This is a genomic window from Acetobacter syzygii (assembly GCF_000964225.1).
GTDB classification, from domain to species: domain Bacteria; phylum Pseudomonadota; class Alphaproteobacteria; order Acetobacterales; family Acetobacteraceae; genus Acetobacter; species Acetobacter syzygii.
Genome location: NZ_BAMZ01000009.1, coordinates 176,678 through 197,463 on the forward strand (window position 1 = coordinate 176,678; position 20,786 = coordinate 197,463).

The window sequence follows — 20,786 nt, forward strand, 5'->3', positions numbered from 1 at the left end:
CAGGACGCATGGCCAGCCCGAACCCCCAACGGGAACTGACACTCCGTGGCCTTGTGCTGGGCGCGCTCATTACCATCATCTTTACCGCATCCAATGTGTATCTGGGGCTACGGATCGGGCTGACCTTTGCCTCCTCCATACCTGCGGCGGTTATTTCCATGGCCGTGCTGCGCCTTTTGGGCGGTGGTACACTGCTTGAAAACAATATGGTGCAAAGTCAGGCCTCCGCTGCGGGCACCCTTTCCTGCGTGTTTGCAACCTTTCCGGGCCTGATCATTGCCGGGTTCTGGACGCATTTTCCCTTCTGGCAGACTGCGGGGCTTTCCTTTGCTGGTGGAATCATGGGGGTATTGTTCACCATCCCGCTCCGGCGGGCGCTGGTCACGCAGAGCAGCCTGCCCTACCCTGAAGGGGTCGCTGCGGCAGAAATCCTGCGTGCCGGTGCCAACAGGGAAAACCAGCATGGCCTGCAGGCCCTGATAAGCGGCAGTATTCTGGCCACCGTTTTTTCCTTTTGCAGTGGTGGCCTACGGCTCCTGAGCGATGGATTGAGCCTGACCGCAACCGTTGGCAGTGCCGTATTCCAAGTCAGTGGCGCTTTTTCCCCCGCCCTGATCGGAGCCGGTTATCTGGTTGGGCTGAGTGGTGGTGTGGCCATGCTTATTGGCTGCATTCTGGCCTGGGGTATTGGCGTGCCATGGCTGACTGGCATACTCCCCAATCCCCTACACCTTGCCCCCACCCTGTTTGCGCAGGATGTATGGTTGCACAAAGTCCGTTTTGTGGGCGCGGGAGCCATTGCCGTAGCCTCCCTATGGACCCTTATTGAACTGATGCCGCCCGTACTGCGCGGCATCCGGAGTATGCTCCAGCGCACAACCGGCGTGGTGGCCACAACGGATCAGGACCTTTCCGCCCGCACCATGGGAGCACTGCTCCTTCTCTCTGCCGTATTGCTTGCCGGTTTTTTTGCCGCCTTTTTAGCCCCTGTTGCCAGCGGTATCGCCCCGGTTGTCGCTGCGGCGGTGCTGTTCTGCATTGTGTTCGGCTTTATTATGGCGGCAGCCTGTGGATACATGGCAGGAATTGTTGGTTCCTCCTCCTCCCCCATTTCTGGCATTATTATTATCGGAGCGGTTCTGTGCGCCCTGATGATTCTGGCCTTACAGGCACTGGGCCTTGCCCCTAACGCCATGGCCGCAGACGGACAAAAGCTGGCAACGGCTTTTACCATTCTGCTTTTGTCTGCCATTACAGCTACCATCGCCATTTCCAATGATAACCTACAGGACCTCAAAACCGGGCAACTGGTGGGGGCCACACCATGGAAGCAGGAAGTGGCCCTTATAGCCGGATGCCTTGTTGGTGCTGCGGTTATCCCACCCGTACTCAACCTGCTTTACCAGGCATATGGTTTTACCGGTGCCATGCCCCGCCCCGGCATGGACCCATCCCACGCCCTGTCCGCCCCACAGCCAGCCCTGATTACCCTGATTGCCAAAGGCATTTTCACCCACTCCCTTGACTGGAGTATGCTCGGCGCTGGTATGGCACTGGGAGTTGGTCTGGTTGGCGCAGATCTGCTTGCGCGCTGCCGTGGTTTTGCCCTCCCCCCTCTTGGCGTTGCAGTAGGGCTTTACCTGCCTGCATCCGTCAGCCTTACATTGGCAGGAGGAGCCATACTGGGGTGGGTGCTCAAGCGGATCATTCACAACCGCCAAAAACAGCTTGCCACAACAGCGCAGGCCAGTGGGGCAGAGAACACCACAGGCACCATGCTGGCCTCGGGCTTTATTGTGGGAGAAAGCCTGACCGGCGTGTTACTCGCGGTTCTGTCCGGCGCAACAGGGCGGGACAACGCTTTTTCCATCGCGGCTTACCTGCCCGCCGGGTTGCCGAACATTCTGGGTACGGTTCTGTTTGCAGCCCTGTGCTGGACCTTTGCGCGCAAAACACTCCGTCCAAGCTAGGCGCCCCCATACGCAGCCGGGTTAGTGCTGCAACAGCACCGGCACGCGGGGGTTGGCCAGAATATAGTCCGTTACACTCCCCACAAGACGACTATACAGCATGTTGTGCTGGTAACCCCCGATAACCAGCATGTCCGCACGGAAGCTATTGGCCATATCCAGTAATGTCTGCCCGGCATTGCGCGTATCGGCCACAGGCTGCTGGGTAACCGTTATGCCGGGCAGTATGTCCAGCGGCAGCGTATCTGTAGCGGACACAGCAACCTCCACCGCCTTTGCAGCCCCTACAAAAGAACGGGCAGCAAAAAAAGCCCGGCGGCATGGTGGGGTGTTTTTCCAAGCCATAAAAATTCTGTCCCCACTTGTCTGGTCCCAAAAAGGCGGGACAAACAGAACAGGACGACCGGATTCAAAAATAGCCGCCTTGGTTGCCAGATGCTTTTGTGCGCTGTCCCGACTATCAGGGAAGCCCATAATCAACAGGTCCGCATCCTTGCCGTAACCCGCAATCATCCGGTCCACCGTAATTTCCGGGTCCAGCCAGTTGACCTCAACCTTGCCCAGCCGGTCAGCCGGTGCACCATATTCCTGCGCCAGCCAGCGCTGAAAGCGCGTATGCAGGGCATTGGCCCATTCCATCTGGCTGGCATGGAGGGTCTGCGCCTGCGCATCAGACAGACCAATGTGCCCAAGGAGTTGATCCGGGGGTTCGCGCGCAGCCAGCACATCAATCCGCTGCATCCCCCGAACGCGGGAAAGCACTTGCGCGGCCATGCCCAGCAGAACCTCGGCCTGATCCAACTGGCTGAGAATAACAAGGCACCGTTGCATGTACCAACTCCCTTATATTCCTAAGATATACGGGAGACTGTGGCACACATGCCCTCTCTCTGGAAGGTGAAGAAAAAACAAGGCTTCCCCCCTCGCCATCCACGCCAAAGCTGGGCAAAACTCCGGCAAGCGCGCCCCTTGCGCCCCAAAGCAGAGGAAAGAGCAGAACAGTGTTGCTAAATGTGAGCGAACGCGGCCCCGAACACCCAACACCCGCAGGCAGCCTGCCGGTTGTGCTGCTGCACGGCCTGTTTGGCCGGGGGCGTAATCTGGGCTTTGTGCAACGCAAACTGGCAACAACACGGCGCACATTGGCCATGGACCTACGCAACCATGGCAACAGCCCCCATGGCCCCATGAGCTATCCAGCCATGGCACAGGATGTGCTGGATACAATGGAACAGGCCCATGCCAACCCCGCCATTGTGCTCGGCCATTCCATGGGGGGCAAAACCGCCATGATGCTGGCATTAACCCACCCCTCTGCCGTAAAAGCACTGATTGTGGTGGACATTGCCCCTGCTCAAGGTGGCTTTGACCGACTGGACCTGCCTGAAAATCTGGACAAGCTCCAGTTTCCTGCCCATCTGGACCTACAGGGCACAAACGAACTGCTGCGCCCGTTTATTGCCAGCGATGCCGTGCGCCAGCTTATGGCACAGAACATACGGCAAGGGGATAATCCGGGCTGGGCCATCGGCCTACCCGAAATTATGGCTGCCATGCCCGACATTATGGGCTGGCCGCAACTCCCTGCGGGCATACGGTACGATGGCCCGACCTTATTTATTCGAGGCGAGAACTCCCCTTACATCAGCCCGGCAAACGGGCCGGTCATGCACGCCCTTTTTCCTCACCACAGGTTGGAGAGCATTAGCGGCGCAGGCCATTGGGTCCATGCAGATGCACCACGCCGTTTTACCGAACTGGTAGAAGATTTTCTGGCGAGCATTCCTTAAAGCCCCTGTGCGGTACGCTGCAAACCCGCAGTTTTTTTAACACCGCACACCCTGCCTTTGCTGGCGCAAGGCCACCTAAGGCAGGGGGCCAAAAACCGTATTACGCCAGCGTAACTGGCAAGCCCGCCATATCCTGCGCAACCGCTTCTGCCATCCGTATGCCATCCATGGCGGCGGACAGAATGCCACCCGCATAACCAGCCCCTTCCCCCGCAGGGTACAGACCCGGCGTGTTGACTGACTGGCCACTCTCCCCCCGTGGAATACGAATGGGGGAGGATGTCCGGGTTTCCACCCCGGTCATAACCGCATCCTCCATGGTAAAACCACGGAGTTTACGCTCAAATCGCGGCAGGGCCTCCCGCAGGGCTTCCACCACAAAATCCGGCAGACAGGTGGACAGGTCCGTCGGTGTTACGCCGGGTTTGTAAGAGGGGACAACATCCCCCAAGACCGTAGAGGGGCGACCTGCCAGAAAGTCCCCCACACGCTGGGCAGGTGCACGGTAGTCGCCCCCTCCGGCCAAAAATGCCTGTCGCTCCCAGTGGCGCTGGAACGCCATGCCCGCAAGCGGATCATCCGGGTAATCCTCGCCCGGCCGCAGTTCTACGACTATGCCGGAATTGGCATTACGCTCGGCGCGGGAATACTGGCTCATGCCATTGGTCACCACCTGCCCCTCTTCAGAGGTAGCTGCAACCACAGTGCCACCGGGGCACATGCAAAAGGAATACACGCCCCGCCCATTGGCGGCATGGTGTACCAGCCGGTATTCCGCAGCACCCAGAAGGTCGTTACCTGCGCTGGGTCCGAACTGCGCCACATCAATGACGGATTGCGGGTGCTCAATCCGCACGCCCATGGAAAAAGGCTTGGCCTGCATGTCCACCCCCTGCTTTTGCAGCATGGCAAAGGTGTCCCGCGCACTATGGCCAACAGCCAGCACCACATGATCAGCCTCGATCACCTCCCCTGTAGCAAGGCGAATACCCTCGACCTTGCGGGTTGCAGGGTTAAGCAGCAGATCATCCACCCGTGCTTCAAAGCGATAGTCCCCTCCCGCCTGTTCCACCTCGTGGCGAATATGCTCCACCATGGAAACCAGACGGAATGTACCAATGTGAGGATGCGCCAGATAAAGAATATCCTCCGGTGCGCCTGCCTTTACAAACTCCTCAAGCACCTTGCGGCCCAGAAAGCGCGGGTCCCTTACCTGACTGTACAGCTTACCATCGGAAAAGGTGCCAGCTCCTCCCTCCCCAAACTGCACATTGCTCTCAGGTGTTAAAATCGCGCGCCGCCACAGGGCAAAGGTATCTACCGTGCGTTCGCGCACAATTTTCCCCCGCTCGAGCAGAAGTGGGCGCAACCCCATGCGGGCGAGGATAAGGGCCGCCATAAACCCACATGGCCCTGCCCCTATTACGATGGGCCGCTTGTACCCCGGAGTTGCAGCCAGCACCGCACCATTGGTTATGGGGTTATGCCAGGCCATATCCGGTGCAGGCTGCACGTGGCTGTTACCCGGATGTTCGGCACGGTAGCGGGCCAGCACGCCAGCTTCATCCCGCACGGCGCAATCCACGGTGTACACAAACCATATGGCGGAGCGACGCCGGGCATCATGCCCGCGCTTGAACACATTAAATTGCTCAAGCTCCTCCTTACCAATACCCAGCCGATCACAGATCGCCTGCCGGAGTTCTTCGGGCGGGTGGTCCAGCGGCAGCCGCAGTTCAGTCAGACGGAGCATGGGCGTGTTCATCCAGTATTGATTGCAAAAAGGGGCATCTGGCCCCTTCCTCTATTCTGGAACCTGCCGGACGTGCAATGTCTGCCGCATGATCGATGCGTGAATATTCCACTTCTATTCCACATCCACGCACCTTAAATAAGAGCAAAGCATCCGGAATAAACAGCCACCGTTGTATGTGGCCTTACCGTTTTGACGAAAGCACGCACACCATGGCAGCCCATGACCACCATACGCATGACCATGCAGACCATTCGGGTTGCGGCAGCCATGCTCAGACCCCACCCTCCAGCCATGAGCATGAGCATGAGCATGAGCATGAGCATGAGCATGAGCATGAGCATGATGGTGACGGAGCATCCTGCGGACACAAGCACGGGTTTGGCCACCACCATGTGCATACGCCTGCCTCCTTTGGAACAGCCTTTGCCATAGGCATTGCGGTCAACACACTCTATCTGGCGGCGGAAGCGGTGTGGGGGGTGTATGCCCACTCACTCTCGCTTATTGCCGATGCGGGACACAATCTTTCAGACGTGCTGGCACTGGCTGCGGCATGGCTTGCCGAACATCTCTCGCGCAAAAGCCCGACAGCCCGCTTTACCTACGGGTTGCGCCGGTCTTCCATTCTGGCGGCATTGGCCAACGCCCTGATCCTTATGCTTGTTACCGGCGGCGTGGCGTGGGAGGCAATCCACCGCCTGATGGCCCCGACCCCGGTTGCGGGTATGACCATGATGGTGGTTGCTGGCATTGGTATTGTGGTCAACGGTGCATCGGCCATGCTGTTTGCCGCAGGGCAGAAAGGCGACCTGAACATCCGGGGCGCTTTTTTGCACCTTATGGCCGATGCCCTGACATCCCTTGCCGTTGTTATTGCTGGCGGACTGGTCCTGCTGACCCATGTGGCATGGATAGACCCCGCCATAAGCCTTGCCATTTCGGTCATTGTGGTGCTGAGCACGTGGTCCCTGCTGCGGGATTCGCTGGACATGGCACTCGATGCCGTCCCGCGTGAGGTGGACCCGAGCGCCGTGGAAAATTTTTTACGGGGCACACCCGGTGTTGCCGACCTGCATGACCTGCACATCTGGCCCATCAGCACGACCGAAACAGCACTGACCGTTCATCTGGTCCGTGCCACCGGTCCTTCGGATGGCGAGAGCGATACCAGATTGCTGGACACACTTGTAAGCACCCTGCGCAAACGCTTTGGCATTGCCCACCCCACCGTGCAGATGGAAACACTGGAATACAGCCCCACCTGCCACCTATCCGACCCACACACCGTCTAACCCCTGATCGCAAGAGCTTATGCCCGAACTCCCCCTGCCCAGAAGTAACCGGGGCATTGCCGTTGTCAGCCTGTTTGTCAGCCTTGTTGCGCTGGGGCTCAAATACGCAGCCTTTGCCGTAAGTGGCAGCGTTGCCCTCCATGCGGACGCCATAGAAACAATTATCAACGTTGTGGCCGCTGCTGGTGGGTTATGGGCGCTCAGCGTTGCCGAACGTCCGGCAGACCACAACCATACCTACGGCCATTACAAAGCGGAGTATCTGTCCGCTGTGGCGGAGGGAACACTGGTGGTCATTACTGCCTTTGTTATTGGCCGCGAGGCGCTGGAAGGCTGGCTTACCCCCCACCCTGCACTGGTTCCATGGAATGGGCTTCTGCTCAATGCCGCCGCAACCTGCGTTAATCTGGCATGGGGGCTTGTTATGCTCCGTGCTGGACAGGCCCGCCACTCCCCCGCCCTGATAGCAGGAGGGCAGCATGTTCTGTCTGACGTATGGACAGGTGTGGCACTTGTTGCAGGCGTGGCACTGATCCCTTTCATTGGTTGGCCACGGCTGGATGCGGTACTGGCCGGGCTGGTGGCCATAAACGTCCTGCGGGTTGGCTGGGAGGTCATGCGGGACTCGATTGCGGGCCTGATGGACGAAGCCCCGGACACGGAAACTCTGGACGAAATCCGCCAGATTATCGTTGCCAATGGCATTGGTGCCATTCAGGCGCATGATATACGCACCCGCATTGTGGGGGCCATGACATTCCTTGAATTTCATCTGGTTGTCCCCGGTGCCATGAGCGTCAATGCCGCGCATGACATTTGTGACCGGATTGAACATGCGCTCCGCGCCCATATGGGCAGCACACTTGTGCATATTCATGTGGAGCCGGAAAACTTTGTCAAACGCGATGGAAGTGCCCTGAACATTCCCTCTTCTGGCTGCCATGCGGCTCCTTCCAGCACGGTGGCAGAAAAATAAACAGAAAAACACACCATAAAATTCCAGAAAGTCTTTCTTCTGTGGCCTGAAATGTTAAACTGTGCCGCATCCTTCTTCTTTTGTAATAGAGATGCCTCATGCCTACGAGCGTGATCCCCACTGCAGAGTCCCTGCGCCATCTGCGTGAACACGCCAAGGCTGGCACGGTAAGCTGGCGCCGCAAATTTATGTATTGGTCCGGGGCTGCCATGGTGGGGCTGGTCGCTGTGGCCTTTGCCAAAGGGGCAGATGCCGCAGCCCATGTGCGTACGGCTCTGGTCCACATAAACCCATGGCTGATGCTGCTGGTGACTCCGCTGGGGCTGGCGCTTTCAACCTGGCTGACACGCACATGGTTCCGTGGCGCACAGGGCAGCGGCATTCCACAGGCCATTGCCTGTATGCACCTGCATGACATGACGATTGTGGACAAGGTTCTTGCCCTGCGTATTGCTCTGGCCAAAATATTTTTGACCTGCCTTGGTCTGCTCTCTGGCGCATCCATCGGGCGTGAGGGACCTACCGTGCAGGTTGGAGCCTCCATTATGCATACGGTCGGCCGGTTTGCGGGGCTGAGTGATGTGACCAAACAGCGCGCCCTGATCAAGGCCGGTGGGGCAGCCGGTGTTGCCGCTGCCTTTAACACCCCTCTTGCTGGCATTGTGTTTGGTATTGAGGAACTGGCCCATTCCTTTGAGCAACGTACAAGCGGCACCATGTTGACCTGCGTGGTCATCTCGGGTGTGACGGCCATTGCTCTGGTTGGGAACTATACCTACTTCGGCCACACCTATTCTGCCGTGCCTGTAGGGGCAAGCTGGCTGGCTGTGGTGGTCTGCGGGCTAGTAGGCGGGTTGAGTGGGGGCACTTTTTCTGCCCTTCTGGTCCGCATTTCACGCGGGATTCCGGGGCAGTTCGGGCGCTTTGTTACGCAGCGCCCCATTCTGTTTGCAGCCCTGTGTGGTCTGGCTCTGGCGCTCCTTGGCCTGCTCTCTGGCGGCATGACGTACGGCACCGGCTACACACAGGCGCGGGACATTATTATGGGGTCGGACCAGTACCCGGCTTCTTTCTTTCTGCTCAAGTTGCTGGCCACCCTTATTTCCTACTGTTCAGGCATTCCCGGTGGGCTTTTTGCACCCTCGCTTTCTGTTGGAGCTGGCATGGGCGGGTGGATTGCGCATTTTCTACCCCACACCACACCGGGTGCCGTGGTTATGCTGGGCACGGTGGCATATTTTGCAGCCGTAACCCAATCCCCTCTCACGGCAACAGTCATTGTGATGGAAATGTGCGATAACCAGCAGATTACGCTCGCGCTCCTTGCGAGTGCATTCCTTGCTTTTGGGGTTTCCCGCGCATTGTGCAGCCATGCACTTTATGGCGCACTGGCCGTTCGCTTCCTGCGTTCAGCCGCACCCAAACAAAAACCCCAGAACCTTATAACCGCCACCGATACGCACAGAAACTAGGCGATTATACTGCCCATAGGCTGCGGGTATGTGCCTATCAGGACCGTGCGTCTCTGGTTTCTCACAATCTGGCGTCCTATATGAAAAGCAAGATTGTTACATTGGAGGCTTACCCTTATGTCTGACGCATCTCTCGCGCCGGAAAATGCTGCGACAAGCACGCCTGATACCCGTGTGCCCGTTACGGTGCTGACCGGTTTTCTGGGCGCGGGCAAAACCACCTTGCTCAACCACATTCTAACCGCCGAACACGGTCGCAAGTATGCCGTGGTCATTAACGAATTTGGCGAACTGGGCGTGGACAACGATCTGGTGGTCGATGCGGATGAAGAAGTGTTCGAAATGAACAATGGCTGCATCTGCTGCACCGTGCGTGGTGACCTGATCCGTATTTTGAATGGATTGATGAAGCGGCGCGGCAAATTTGACGGCATTATTGTAGAAACCACCGGCCTTGCAGACCCGGCCCCTGTAGCCCAGACCTTTTTTGCTGATGAGGACGTGCGCGAAAAAGCCAAACTGGATGCCGTGGTAACAGTTGTCGATGCCTACAACATCCTCACCACACTGGAGCAAAGTTCCGAAGCACGTGAGCAGATTGCTTTTGCCGATGTGATCATCCTCAACAAAACCGATCTGGTCGATGCGGAACAGATTGCACGGATTGAGGCGGCCATTCGCAAGATTAATGCAGCAGCCCCCATCCACCATGCCCAGAAAGGCAATGTAAGCCTGACCGATGTCATGGACCGTGGTGGATTTGATCTGGCCCGTGTGCTGGAAAACATGCCGTCGTTCCTTGAACACCCCGAGCACCACCATGAGGAAGATATTTCCAGCGTATCACTCTCCCTCAAACAACCGTTGGATGCAGGGCGTTTTCAGGCATGGATTAGCGCCCTGCTTCAGGAAAAAGGGGGAGACATGCTGCGCACCAAGGGCATTCTGGACTTTGCAGGCCAGCCCGAACGCTTTGCTTTTCAGGCCGTGCACATGATGGCTGATGGCAATGCCATTGGACCATGGAAAGATGGAGAACCGCGCGAGAGCCGTCTGGTATTTATTGGCCGCAACCTGAACAGACCACAGCTCCGCCGTGGGCTTGAAAGCTGCATTGCAGCATGAGCGAGACAAAAGATACCCTGCTGCGTGGGCTCATTGAAAAACGCGGGGCCTTCCGCCATGTGGAGGGGGAAATTACGGGGTGCGTTGCCTCGCGCGATTCCAGCCGTTTTGCTTTTACAACTGGTGAAGGCGATGTGGTTGTAGCACATAGGCACGACCTTACGGTCCCGCAGGCATGGGCCACATACGCCGTACACGATGGGCCGGTGCTGGCTCTTTCCTCCGATACACTGGCCGACAGTTTTTTGACCGGGGGAGACGATGGCCGCCTGTGCCGCATTGACCCTATGGGGGAAATTGAAGAACTGGGCAAAACACGACGCTGGGTGGAACATATTACCACCTTTGTAAACGATAAAACGGCCCTGATTGCCGTGGCATCGGGCAAAAATGTGGAACTGCGCGATGCCACGGGGCGCACGGTCGTGCGCACGTTTGAACACCCCACAACTGTTGGGGGTATAGCCTTTGACCCCAAAGGCAAACGCCTTGCCGCCTCGCATTACAACGGTGTGTCGCTATGGTTTACCCAATCCAAGGATGGCAGCGCACGGTTGCTTGAATGGAAAGGCAGCCACCTTGGTGTGGCCATGCACCCCGGTGGTGAAGCGGTCATTACCGCCATGCAGGAGAACGATCTGCACGGCTGGCGGCTGGCCGATGGCCACAATATCCGCATGAGCGGATACCCCACCAAAGTGCGCTCCATGTCTTTTTCCAGCAATGGTAAATGGCTTGCCACCAGTGGGGCGGACGTTGTGGTCATGTGGCCTTTTTTTGGGGGCGGACCAATGGGTAAACCACCGGCAGAGCTGCCCGGCGCCGGTGGCGCACTGTGCACCCGCGTTGCCTTCCATCCCTCGCAGGAAGTTGTAGCCGCAGGTTTTGCCAATGGCACGGTTGTGATGATGGAACCCACGACCCAGCGTGTTCTTCCTGTATCATTAGGGCAGGCAGGAGCGGTTACCGCACTTGCGTATAGCCCCGATGGCTGCACACTGGGTTTTGGCACGGAAGATGGGGTGATCGGGCTGCTGGATCTGGCGGCAGCCTCCTGACCACATAAGGGTATGCCCCCTTTTAACTCCCCCTGCCCGGCCGCTTGATGCCGTGGGCAGGGGATATTGCATTATGCAAAACAGGGTCTCCCCCTCCGGCCAGAGGGCGGAAGACAAAGGACAGGAATGATATGACGAACAGGTTCCGGCTCGTGATTGTTGGTGGAGGTGTTGCCGGTCTGGCCCTTGCAACCCGCTTGGGCAATACACTTGGCCGCTCTGGAAAACTGGACATCACGCTCGTGGACAAAGGGTTCAGCCATGTGTGGAAACCCATGCTCCACTGCTTTGCCGCTGGAACCGCCCGGAACGAAAACGACCGGATTACATTTGTCTCCCACGCCGCAGCCCACGGCTTCCGCTTCTGTTATGGGGAAATCGCACAACTGGACCGGGCCAACCGGCGCATAACGCTGGCCCCTCTGATGGAAGAGAACAACCAGTTACTGCTTGAAGAACGGCATCTGGATTATGATGCCGTGGTATTTGCCATTGGCAGCCGCGCCAACGACTTTGGCACACCCGGCGTTGTGGAACATTGCATGTTCCTGGACAACGTGGTCGAAGCCAATAATTTTAACGAACGCTTCCGCCATGCCATTATTCAGGCTTACGGGCGCGGCACACCAGTGGATATTGCCATTGTTGGCGGGGGGGCAACCGGCGTGCAGCTTGCCGCAGAACTGCACAAAGCGCTCGACATTGGCTCGCTTTACAACTTTACGCCCGTTACCCCGGAAATGCGTGTTACCCTACTGGAAGCCGGACCACGTATTCTGCCTGCCTTCCCGCAGAACGTATCGGACGCAGCCCAGAAACAGCTTGAAGCCCTGAAGATCCGGGTCCGTACCAGCACCATGGTCAGCGGTGCGGACGAGACGGGTTTTATCCTCAAGGATGGCAGCAGGGTTAATGCGCAATTCCGGGTATGGGCCGCAGGCGTTAAAGCTCCGGATGTTACACGCGCCATGGATGGTCTGGAATACCAGCGAGGTGGGCAGTTAACCGTACTGGGCAACCTGCAAAGTACGGTGGACGAACATATTTTTGCTGTAGGGGACTGCTCCTTTGTCAAGGATGCGCCGGTTGCACCGACCGCACAGGTCGCCCGCCAGCAGGCACACCATCTGGCACGTTACCTACCGGGGTATATATTCAACAAAAAACCTGTCCCTGACTTTGTTTTCCGCAACCGCGGGGCCATTGTTGCCCTTGGCGATTACAACGGGTGGGGAGCCTTTGCTGATGGCAAAACCTTTGGTGGTGGCTTTTTGCATGGGTTGAGCGCACGCCTTGGCCACATGGCCCTATACCGGCAGCACCAGTTTGAACTGTATGGTCCCTTCCGCGGTGCCATTGCCTGCTTTACCGACTGGCTGGACGGATTTGTGCGCCCACCAGTACGCATGGACTAATGCTTTTGCCTTCCCTGCAACATGGCAGGGAAGGCAAACATTCGGGTGCCCCCCCTATCCGTCAGCCCTGTTCGCAGGAACGTATAAAATTCTTGAGGGCTGTGTTCACCACACCAGCCTGTTCAATGTGAGGCAGGTGGCCTGTTCTGGGCAAACACTGGCAAGATACCTGCGTGCCCACACCCCGCACCTGCTGAACAGACAAGACCCGATCTTCCTCCCCCCAGATAATCTGGGCCGGGCATGGAAGGTCATGCAAAACGGGGCGTAAGTTGCTTGCCTGCCGCCCGTTGGGAAAACAGGTCGCTGCAATAGCACGCAGAGCCTCACGCGCGCCGGGGGCTGCACGGGCCTCCACCAGAAATTCAGCGACCTTGCGGCTCATCAACCGTGGGTCATACACTGCCATAGCCATGGCAGCAGCCATATCCGCCACGGTATCGGCCTCCACAAAAGACGTAATGAACGCCTCGTTCACGTCTTCCCCCAGCCCCGCCGGAGCCAGCAGGGACAGACTGGCAACCTGCTGCGGTGCCATGCCAACCAAAGACAGGGCAATACCTCCCCCCAGAGAATGCCCGACCAGATGCGCTTTGCGCACCCCCAGCCCCGCCATAACCTGCCGGGTCATACTGGCCAAATGTGCAAGGGTAGGCCTTTGCGACAAAGGTGAGGATTGACCATGCCCCGGCAGGTCAAATGCAATAACCCGGTGGTTTGCAGCCAGCACCTGCTGGGTTAGCTGCCAGTTGGTCAGGCTGCCGCCAAAACCATGCACCAGCACCACAGGCGGGCCATCCCCTGCTCCGCTTTGGCGTACATGAACAACCTGCTCCCCCAAACGGAGTGTAAAGTTTTCGGTCTGACCATTTTGCTGTGCCATCCCGCCATCATGCCCCGTTTACGCCTACGGGGCCAGATGAACGGCTTTAGCTTATGAACTCATCCATTAAAAATGGCAGGCAATACGCCCACCAATAAAACGGGGTTCTCCGGGAATATAAAAATAGGTGGTTGTGGCCATACCCCCACTCTCAGCATAATGCCGGTTTAGAATATTCCTTGCATAGACTGTAACATCCCACAGTTGAGAGGGAGAATGCAGGGTGACGTGCGCGCCAAGCAGAAAATAAGGCGGCAGGCGGTAAAAACCCGTTCCACCAACAGCAATGGCCTGGCTCCCCCTGTATTGCCAGTCCGGCCCCAAATCGAGCCTGAAGCCGGTTGGCAATGGCTGCCGCCATGTCGCATCACCATTCAGGGTCAGTTTTGGAGAACCATTGTCCACCCCATTAAAATTCCGCTCTATCGCTCTCCATACGTTATGGGCTTTGTAATAAGCATTGGTTGCGGCCCGATCCACATTGGGAAAGTTCTGAAAATTCCCACGTTGCCAACCAATGTTCTGCGTCAGGTACAAATGACCAAACGGATGGGCTTCCAAAGTTGCTTCAAACCCCCAGCTTTCAGACTTGGGAGCATTTGTAATTTCGCTCAACGGTCCAAAATTAGGGATCAGGACGGTCCCTACGACCTGCTGGTTATGAAAATCGTTGTAAAACGCAGCACCATTCAACCGTAAACGCCCCGGAATGGGGTCGGACTTTAAGCCCAGTTCGTAAGTCAGAACCGTTTCAGGCTTAAACGGGTCAAGCTGGGCCTGCACCTGCGTATTGTTGGCGCTGAACCCTCCGGGCTTAAACCCCTTGCTCATTTTATAATACAGTAAAGCCTGTGGCAAAAACTGCCACGATACCCCAACCTGCCCGGCAAACTGGTTGGCTGCTGTATTTTCGGGTGCAAAAACTCTGGTCGCACCGCCAAATATCTGTGACGTAAGGCCCGTTATGCCCCGGTCATCCAGCTCATGCAGAAGTCCTGCCCATATGGTGACGTTATGAGGCAGACGGTAACTGACATGCCCGAACTCGGAAACACTCTCCTGCTTCATGCCAAAACTGGTTGCCATCATGTAACCGCGTGCGGCGTAGTCCGTGTAATCAAAGAAAAACCGCTGGTCCATACGACTGCGCTGGTAATACGCCCCCACAACCCAGTTCAGGCGACCATGCAGGGCCACCCCGTTTAACCGGGCTTCTTGCGTAAACACGTTCGAATCTATGGTGCGGTAAGTATCCGCCTGTGCACGGGCTGTTCCATCCTGATCCGTGTATTCGCCCTGCCGTTCGGTCTCAAACGCACTGATGGCCGTAAAGGTCGCAGGACCAAAATCGTGGATAATCCGTAAATCAGCGCCCCAGTACTGGTTGTGCTCGCTTGGTTTAAGGTTGGAACCACGCCCGACAAGGCTGGAAAACTCCGGCCGGGAGGACCACTCCGCCTGCCGCCCTAGCCCAAAACCGGGCAAAGCCTGTGAACCCACCAGCCGGTAAACAGGTACAGCCGTTACAACCTGACTGTTATCCTGCACAAAATGCCCGCCAAGCTGAACAGTGGTGCGGTCATTGGGCTGCCAGCGCAACTTGCCACGAAGGGCCCAAAGGTCCGCATCGCCCAGATGTGCGCCATTGGTCGGATTGTACTGCCAGCCTCCCCCCTGCCGTGTCTGCCCTGCAAGCCTGAAGCTCCAGCCTTTGGCCAATGGGCCGGATATGTAAGCCTCGCTCCGGCTACGGGCGTAGGAAGCAATATCCTCCATGGCACCGTAATGCCATGTGCTGGTTGGATCATTGGTGCGCAGACGCACCTCGCCACCCGTCGTGGACTGCCCATGTTTTGTGCCAACCGGCCCCGGCTCCACAGCCACATCTGCCAGATCAAACATCAACCCGTTGCTCATGGATGGATAGGCGTAGGCCACATCATCCATATACGTCAGCACGGGGGGCATATTGTTTTGCGTAAAGTCGTTAAACCCTACGCCACGCAGGTAAAAATTGGTTGATGCCGTCCCGTTAATACTCTGCATGGTCAGGTTGGGGGCAACACGCTCCAGCCCGCGTAGCGTAGTTACATCCCTGTTCCGCAGCAGTTCCGCGCTCAGCCGTGTTGTGGCATCGGGTTCATGCTGCGCGGACGGGAAGGGAAAATCATACCGACGCGCTTCCACATTCACATGGGTAACACTGCGTGCCGTCGTTGGCTTACCGGTCTTTCCCACAGCAGTAGCCGGTTCTGTGGCGGAAGCAGCAGTGTTCACTGCCGCCTGCGGGTCTGTCCGGGCCTGAGCCCAAGGGGATACCCATAGACCAAAAGGGGCCAGCCCCACACAACAGACCATAAGCTGCCAGCGCCTTGGCCCCCGCCTGCCAGAGCGCGCGACATATGGAAGGCTGTATCCTTGCTGCCCGGAAATAGTCTGTCCCTCCACCTTGGTACCCGCCCCTTAACTGCAAGCCATGCTCCCTTAACAGGGCAGGCTCTCTCATGACGGAAACAGCCCCCTCTATGCAAGGCTGATGGCCCAAATCCTTCTTACTTTTAACTCTTTGCAGAACACTCATGCGCATTCCGGCGGAATAATCCTGCGGCATACCCGAATGCTTTATCCCCAGCCCCCCTGCATTCCATGCCTGCCTCCATAAGGATTTTTTTAAGAAAACCTCCCCTCACAAGAGGGTAGGCAGGTCTGAACAAGCTGGCTAAGGTAAAGGTTCACTTTGTGTTTTGTATAAAAACACGGCCAGCAATCCGTAATGTCGCCAACACATATAATAAATAAACCGGAGTTCCCCTGTGCCAGATATGTCCTTACGCGCTCTTTTTCGCCATGCCCTTATGCTTTCCGCTGTTGTGGGGGCGGGTAGTCTGGCTGGGCAGTCCCACGCTGCACCGCAAACAACCCCACCAGTGGCAGAAAACAGCTTTGGTGCATGGGGTATTGATCTTGCCGGGCGCGATCTGGCTGTATCTCCGGGGAATAATTTTTTCCGCTATGCGAACGGCACGTATATCGACCATCTGACAATCCCTGCGGATATGACCAGCTATGGCCCGTTTAACGCCTTGGCCGAACTCTCCCGCAAGCGGGTGCAGAGTATTCTGGATGATCTGTCCGCCCACCCTGTTAGCGTAGCCCGCACCACGGAAGAAAAACTGGGCACCTTTTATGCGTCCTACATGGATGCAGCCGAGGTGGAACGCCGGGGCACGCAGCCACTCCAGCAGGATCTGGACGCCATTCGCGCCATAAAGGACATGGCTGGCTTTGCAGCCCTGAGCGGCACTGCCGTAGGCTCCTTCCAGTTTGGCCCATTCTCCCTTGGGATCAACCCCGATGCCAAGGACCCCACACGCTACGCGCTTACGCTAGACCAGGCAGGGCTTGGGCTACCTGACCGGGATTATTACCTAAAACCCGCCTTTGCCGCCAAAAAGACCGCTTACCAGACATATGTGGAAAAAGCTCTGGCACTTGCAGGCTGGCCGGAACCCGCCAAAGCGGCAGCCGCCATTGTTGTTTTTGAAAGCAAACTGGCCGAAGTGCACTGGCCCCGTGCGGACCTGCGCGACCCACAAAAAACCTACAACCCCATGACGCTGGCAGACCTGAACGCCAAGGCCCCCGGCTTTGACTGGACGGCATGGATCAATGCAGCGGGCCTTCCGGCAGACAATCTGGATAAACGCCACCTGATTGTGGGCGAACCATCCGCCATTACGGGGGAAGCCCACCTGCTGGGGGCAACGGACATGGACACGTTGCGGGCATGGCTTGCCTTCCATCTGGTGGAAAACGCCACGGCCTACCTTCCAGACAGTTTTGAACAGGCCCGCTTTGTTTTTACCAAAGCGCTTACGGGCCAGCCAACCCTGACCGCCAGATGGAAGCGGGGCGTGCAGGCCACCAGTGCTGCCATGGGCATGGCTCTGGGCAAGGTTTATGTACAGCGCTACTTCCCCCCCGAAAACCGGGTGGTCATGCAAAAACTGACCACGGACCTTAAAAACGTCTTCAGGGTCCGTTTGCAAAACAATAGCTGGATGAGTGCCGCCACCAAGGAGGCCGCTCTGCGCAAGCTGGAAAACTTTGAAATTCAGGTGGGTTATCCCAACAGATGGCGCGATTACGCTGGCCTGACCATTAAAAAGGGTGATGTTTACGGCAATGCCCGCAACGGTGTGGCCTTTGAATGGCGCTACTGGCTGGAGCGTCTGGACAAACCTGTCGATCGGAATGAGTGGGATATGACCCCCCAGACGGTCAATGCCTACAATAACCCGCTTTTTGATCAGGTTGTCTTTCCCGCAGCGATTCTACAGCCACCGTTTTTCAACATCAAAGCCGATCCTGCGGTTAATTACGGTGCCATTGGCGGCGTAATTGGCCACGAAATGACCCATTCATTCGATGATGAGGGACGCCAGTTTGATGAACACGGCCGCCTGCGGGACTGGTGGACAAAAGATGACGCCGAAAGGTTCCAGAAACTGGCTGATCGCCTTGGCGCACAATATGACGCATTTGAGGTGCTGCCCGGCGTCCATGTCAATGGCAAGCTGACCATGGGCGAGAACATTGCCGATCTGGGTGGGCTAACACTGGCATTGGACGCCTACCATGCCTCGCTTGATGGCAAACCCGCACCCGTTGTGGATGGCCTGAGTGGCGACCAGCGGGTCTTTTTGGGCTGGGCACAGGTCTGGCGCGAAAAACTGCGGGAGGAGACCATTCGCAGACTTGTGGTAACAGACCCTCACTCCCCACCAGAAGCCCGCGTAAACCTGCCCATGCACAATATTGATGCATGGTACAATGCCTGGAATGTTCAGCCCGGAGACAAGCTGTATCTGTCTCCCCAGCAACGTGTTAAAATCTGGTAAATCTGTCTGGCCCGGCGGTATGCCTTACCTGCCGGGTCGCTCCAGTCTCTGTTTTTTTAACCTGTATCCACGCATGGGTGCCGCCGTGTTAAAGTTCTCTCTGGCACCGTGGCCTGAGCAATGGCAAAATGGTAGGCAGGTGGTCTATACCCACGCACACCATATTCATGCGGGGCAAGGGAGAACGCGGGCAGTTCATGGTCGATAAGCGCAGTTCTTCCTCAGGCCAGCACACATCCCTGCCCAACAGGCAGGAACCCCGCCTGCAGCCCGTACGCCCGACTGCCACTCCCCTTCCCACTTATGATGAAGGGGCCGCAGGCCAGCGGTTGCGGCTATTCCCATTCTTGCCGGTTCCCAAACCACCGGGCAGTCCGCTGCGTGGTACCTCCACGCCTCTGATCCGCAAGGACGTTTACGCAGACCCAACGCTTGGCCCGGTCTTTACTGCATCGGCCCTTGCCCATTTTATTCTGCTCGCAGCCCTTCTTTATCAGGCAACACACCACGGGCAGACAGGCTCGCCCCAGTCCAGCCAGTCTTCTTCCGTGGAAATGGTTTTTTCCCAGCCTACGCCTTCCACCGGTATGGTTGGCCCCCATTCACCGGATGCCGGGGGGGGGAATGCAGCCCCGCAAGCGGCACCACCTCCTCCGGCCGAGCAGCAGCCACAAACCCAGACAGCCCCGCCCGAACCCAGCGAGGCCGCGCCAGATGTGCCCCCTCTTGCGCAATCAGATGATGGGTTGCCCAAGCCACAGCCTGCCCCGCAAAAAGCACAGCCAACAGAGCGCAAAGCCACGGCCAAGCAGTCCAACCGTGCTGTGCCTCGCCCACATGCAACACCACAGTTGCCCAAAAATCTTAAATCCCTGCTCCAGCACCCCATGGATTATTCGTTTAACGAGGCCCCAGCCCCCCGCCGCACGCACCGTGGCCGCCCCGGCGGGTCATCCGCTCCACTGGACCTGTCCATTGGTCCCATGGTGGAAAACGGACAGCTGAATGCCCATTACGCCTCCCGCACAAGCGTGCATGGCGTAAGCAGCGACTACGGCGCGGAGATTGACGCATGGATCCAGCGCCACCTTTACTACCCACCGGATGCCGCTGCACGGGGGGAGGAGGGCAGCACCTCCGTCCATGTTATTCTGGACCGCTCCGGCCATGTGTTTAAAGTATTCGAAACAGGGTCTTCCACGGAAGCGCTGGATGCCTCGACCATTGGCATGTTCCAGGGCGCCCAACTCCCCCCTGTGCCACCAGACATGAAAGATAAATATATCAACTTTGATGTAACGGTGAATTATATCCTGATCCGGAACTAGACGGCTCACACAAAACTGAGGAGGCATCCTCGGGGCATTCTGCTTATCTTACCACCCAGCTACGCCGCACCAGCCGGCCCGAAAGAGTGAAGGACATACTTGCGATGCCACGTTCATCCAGCTCCGACCTGCCGCCCGGTGTACCCACCATCCGTGTTGTGGCCATGCCAACAGATACAAACCCTGCGGGAGATGTGTTCGGTGGGTGGATTGTCTCGCAGATGGACTTGGCCGCCGGAACGACAGCCGCATTCCGGGCCAATGGCCGTTGCGTAACCGTTGCCATTAACAGTCTTGTTTTTCTCGAACCCGTGGTCGTGGGGGACGAGGTCAGCATTTACACCAGAATTATTCGTGCTGGCCGTACGTCCCTGACCATTCATGTGGAAACATGGCGCAGGGCGCGGCATACCCACATTACGTCCAAGGTGACGGAAGGGGAGTTCATTTTTGTCGCTCTGGATGACAAACGTCGCCCCCGCCCCCTCCCCCCTTTTGAAGAAACTCTGCCCGCAGCAAACTGCGAAAACGCCTGAACGCCCCACCACCTCCCTTCCTGCGGTGACGGGGCAAACCCGCCCTGTTCCCTGCAGGCTGTAAATTGCCTGTTCCAGCGTTTCCCTGCCCGTGCCATATACAGCGCAACACCGCCTGACATTGCGTTGGAACGGACCTGCAAAAATTTATGCAGCCTGATGGGAAAAGATGTACTTTTTTGTCGCGCATTATTTTGCCAAAGCTGCATATGGTTTTAAAAGCCAGTCAGTTTTGGATGCAGGATGCGCCACCATATTGACATGGAACGCACTTGACAGAAATT

The 20,786-nt window shown here is 57.4% G+C and carries 15 protein-coding genes; 11 read left to right on the top strand and 4 right to left on the bottom strand.

Features of this window, described 5'->3' with window-relative positions; all coding sequences use genetic code 11:
• Nucleotides 1-8 precede the first annotated feature (8 nt).
• On the top strand, nt 9-1,970 hold the full coding sequence (locus Absy_RS04660; protein WP_048853556.1) for an OPT family oligopeptide transporter: 1,962 nt from the start codon (nt 9-11) through the stop codon (nt 1,968-1,970).
• Nucleotides 1,971-1,991: 21 nt separating this feature from the next.
• Here the strand turns inward: Absy_RS04660 and Absy_RS04665 are convergent, their stop codons facing one another.
• Nucleotides 1,992-2,801 carry a universal stress protein gene (locus tag Absy_RS04665; RefSeq protein WP_048853557.1) on the bottom strand — a complete coding sequence of 270 codons (810 nt, stop codon included), beginning with the start codon at nt 2,799-2,801 and terminating at the stop codon, nt 1,992-1,994.
• 170 nt (nt 2,802-2,971) lie between these two features.
• Between Absy_RS04665 and Absy_RS04670 the strand changes: the two genes are divergently transcribed.
• Nucleotides 2,972-3,760: an alpha/beta fold hydrolase gene (locus tag Absy_RS04670; protein ID WP_048853558.1), complete on the top strand. Its 789-nt coding sequence runs from the start codon at nt 2,972-2,974 to the stop codon at nt 3,758-3,760.
• A 100-nt stretch (nt 3,761-3,860) separates the two neighbouring features.
• On the opposite strand, the gene Absy_RS04675 is transcribed toward Absy_RS04670, so the two are convergent.
• On the bottom strand, nt 3,861-5,513 hold the full coding sequence (locus Absy_RS04675) for an NAD(P)/FAD-dependent oxidoreductase (RefSeq protein ID WP_048853603.1): 1,653 nt from the start codon (nt 5,511-5,513) through the stop codon (nt 3,861-3,863).
• Nucleotides 5,514-5,725: 212 nt separating this feature from the next.
• Between Absy_RS04675 and Absy_RS04680 the strand changes: the two genes are divergently transcribed.
• The 6 genes from Absy_RS04680 (at nt 5,726) to Absy_RS04705 (ending at nt 12,854) form a co-directional block, all read left to right on the top strand.
• Nucleotides 5,726-6,808, top strand: coding sequence for a cation diffusion facilitator family transporter (locus Absy_RS04680; RefSeq protein ID WP_048853604.1), 1,083 nt, complete (start codon nt 5,726-5,728; stop codon nt 6,806-6,808).
• A 19-nt stretch (nt 6,809-6,827) separates the two neighbouring features.
• Nucleotides 6,828-7,784, top strand: coding sequence for a cation diffusion facilitator family transporter (locus Absy_RS04685; RefSeq protein WP_048853559.1), 957 nt, complete (start codon nt 6,828-6,830; stop codon nt 7,782-7,784).
• Nucleotides 7,785-7,882: 98 nt separating this feature from the next.
• A complete protein-coding gene (locus Absy_RS04690) occupies nt 7,883-9,256 on the top strand; it encodes a chloride channel protein (protein ID WP_048853560.1) in 1,374 nt (457 codons plus the stop codon).
• Between the two features lie 117 nt (nt 9,257-9,373).
• Nucleotides 9,374-10,381 carry a CobW family GTP-binding protein gene (locus tag Absy_RS04695; RefSeq protein WP_048853561.1) on the top strand — a complete coding sequence of 336 codons (1,008 nt, stop codon included), beginning with the start codon at nt 9,374-9,376 and terminating at the stop codon, nt 10,379-10,381.
• Entirely contained in the window at nt 10,378-11,439 is a 1,062-nt protein-coding gene (locus tag Absy_RS04700) for a WD40 repeat domain-containing protein (protein ID WP_048853562.1), read from the top strand. Before Absy_RS04695 ends, Absy_RS04700 begins: the two co-directional genes overlap by 4 nt.
• A 131-nt stretch (nt 11,440-11,570) precedes the next feature.
• The gene (locus Absy_RS04705) at nt 11,571-12,854 is read left to right on the top strand and encodes an NAD(P)/FAD-dependent oxidoreductase (protein WP_048853563.1); all 1,284 of its coding nucleotides are present in this window, start codon (nt 11,571-11,573) and stop codon (nt 12,852-12,854) included.
• A 61-nt stretch (nt 12,855-12,915) separates the two neighbouring features.
• Here the strand turns inward: Absy_RS04705 and Absy_RS04710 are convergent, their stop codons facing one another.
• Together Absy_RS04710 and Absy_RS04715 are read right to left on the bottom strand one after the other, a co-directional pair.
• Entirely contained in the window at nt 12,916-13,737 is an 822-nt protein-coding gene (locus tag Absy_RS04710) for an alpha/beta fold hydrolase (RefSeq protein ID WP_052945700.1), read from the bottom strand.
• A 66-nt stretch (nt 13,738-13,803) separates the two neighbouring features.
• Nucleotides 13,804-16,095 (bottom strand): TonB-dependent receptor, encoded by a 2,292-nt coding sequence (locus Absy_RS04715; protein ID WP_158319842.1) that lies wholly within the window; start codon nt 16,093-16,095, stop codon nt 13,804-13,806.
• Nucleotides 16,096-16,559: 464 nt separating this feature from the next.
• Here Absy_RS04715 and Absy_RS04720 point away from each other — a divergent pair, with 464 nt between their 5' ends.
• The 3 genes from Absy_RS04720 (at nt 16,560) to Absy_RS04730 (ending at nt 20,502) form a co-directional block, all read left to right on the top strand.
• Complete coding sequence (locus tag Absy_RS04720) at nt 16,560-18,638, top strand: M13 family metallopeptidase (RefSeq protein WP_048853564.1); 2,079 nt, start codon at nt 16,560-16,562, stop codon at nt 18,636-18,638.
• A 167-nt stretch (nt 18,639-18,805) separates the two neighbouring features.
• Nucleotides 18,806-19,966 (top strand): energy transducer TonB, encoded by a 1,161-nt coding sequence (locus tag Absy_RS04725; RefSeq protein ID WP_048853565.1) that lies wholly within the window; start codon nt 18,806-18,808, stop codon nt 19,964-19,966.
• Nucleotides 19,967-20,070: 104 nt separating this feature from the next.
• On the top strand, nt 20,071-20,502 hold the full coding sequence (locus Absy_RS04730; protein ID WP_048853566.1) for an acyl-CoA thioesterase: 432 nt from the start codon (nt 20,071-20,073) through the stop codon (nt 20,500-20,502).
• Nucleotides 20,503-20,786: the final 284 nt, after the last annotated feature.

Bases quoted from the DNA above. Each gene is read 5' to 3' on its own strand.
- Absy_RS04715 (WP_158319842.1), bottom strand. From the start codon at position 16,095: ATGGTCTGTTGTGTGGGGCTGGCCCCTTTTGGTCTATGGGTATCCCCT.
- Absy_RS04710 (WP_052945700.1), bottom strand. From the start codon at position 13,737: ATGGCACAGCAAAATGGTCAGACCGAAAACTTTACACTCCGTTTGGGG.
- Absy_RS04665 (WP_048853557.1), bottom strand. From the start codon at position 2,801: ATGCAACGGTGCCTTGTTATTCTCAGCCAGTTGGATCAGGCCGAGGTT.
- Absy_RS04705 (WP_048853563.1), top strand. From the start codon at position 11,571: ATGACGAACAGGTTCCGGCTCGTGATTGTTGGTGGAGGTGTTGCCGGT.
- Absy_RS04700 (WP_048853562.1), top strand. From the start codon at position 10,378: ATGAGCGAGACAAAAGATACCCTGCTGCGTGGGCTCATTGAAAAACGC.
- Absy_RS04675 (WP_048853603.1), bottom strand. From the start codon at position 5,513: ATGCTCCGTCTGACTGAACTGCGGCTGCCGCTGGACCACCCGCCCGAA.
- Absy_RS04720 (WP_048853564.1), top strand. From the start codon at position 16,560: ATGTCCTTACGCGCTCTTTTTCGCCATGCCCTTATGCTTTCCGCTGTT.
- Absy_RS04685 (WP_048853559.1), top strand. From the start codon at position 6,828: ATGCCCGAACTCCCCCTGCCCAGAAGTAACCGGGGCATTGCCGTTGTC.
- Absy_RS04690 (WP_048853560.1), top strand. From the start codon at position 7,883: ATGCCTACGAGCGTGATCCCCACTGCAGAGTCCCTGCGCCATCTGCGT.
- Absy_RS04730 (WP_048853566.1), top strand. From the start codon at position 20,071: ATGCCACGTTCATCCAGCTCCGACCTGCCGCCCGGTGTACCCACCATC.
- Absy_RS04725 (WP_048853565.1), top strand. From the start codon at position 18,806: ATGCGGGGCAAGGGAGAACGCGGGCAGTTCATGGTCGATAAGCGCAGT.
- Absy_RS04695 (WP_048853561.1), top strand. From the start codon at position 9,374: ATGTCTGACGCATCTCTCGCGCCGGAAAATGCTGCGACAAGCACGCCT.
- Absy_RS04660 (WP_048853556.1), top strand. From the start codon at position 9: ATGGCCAGCCCGAACCCCCAACGGGAACTGACACTCCGTGGCCTTGTG.
- Absy_RS04680 (WP_048853604.1), top strand. From the start codon at position 5,726: ATGGCAGCCCATGACCACCATACGCATGACCATGCAGACCATTCGGGT.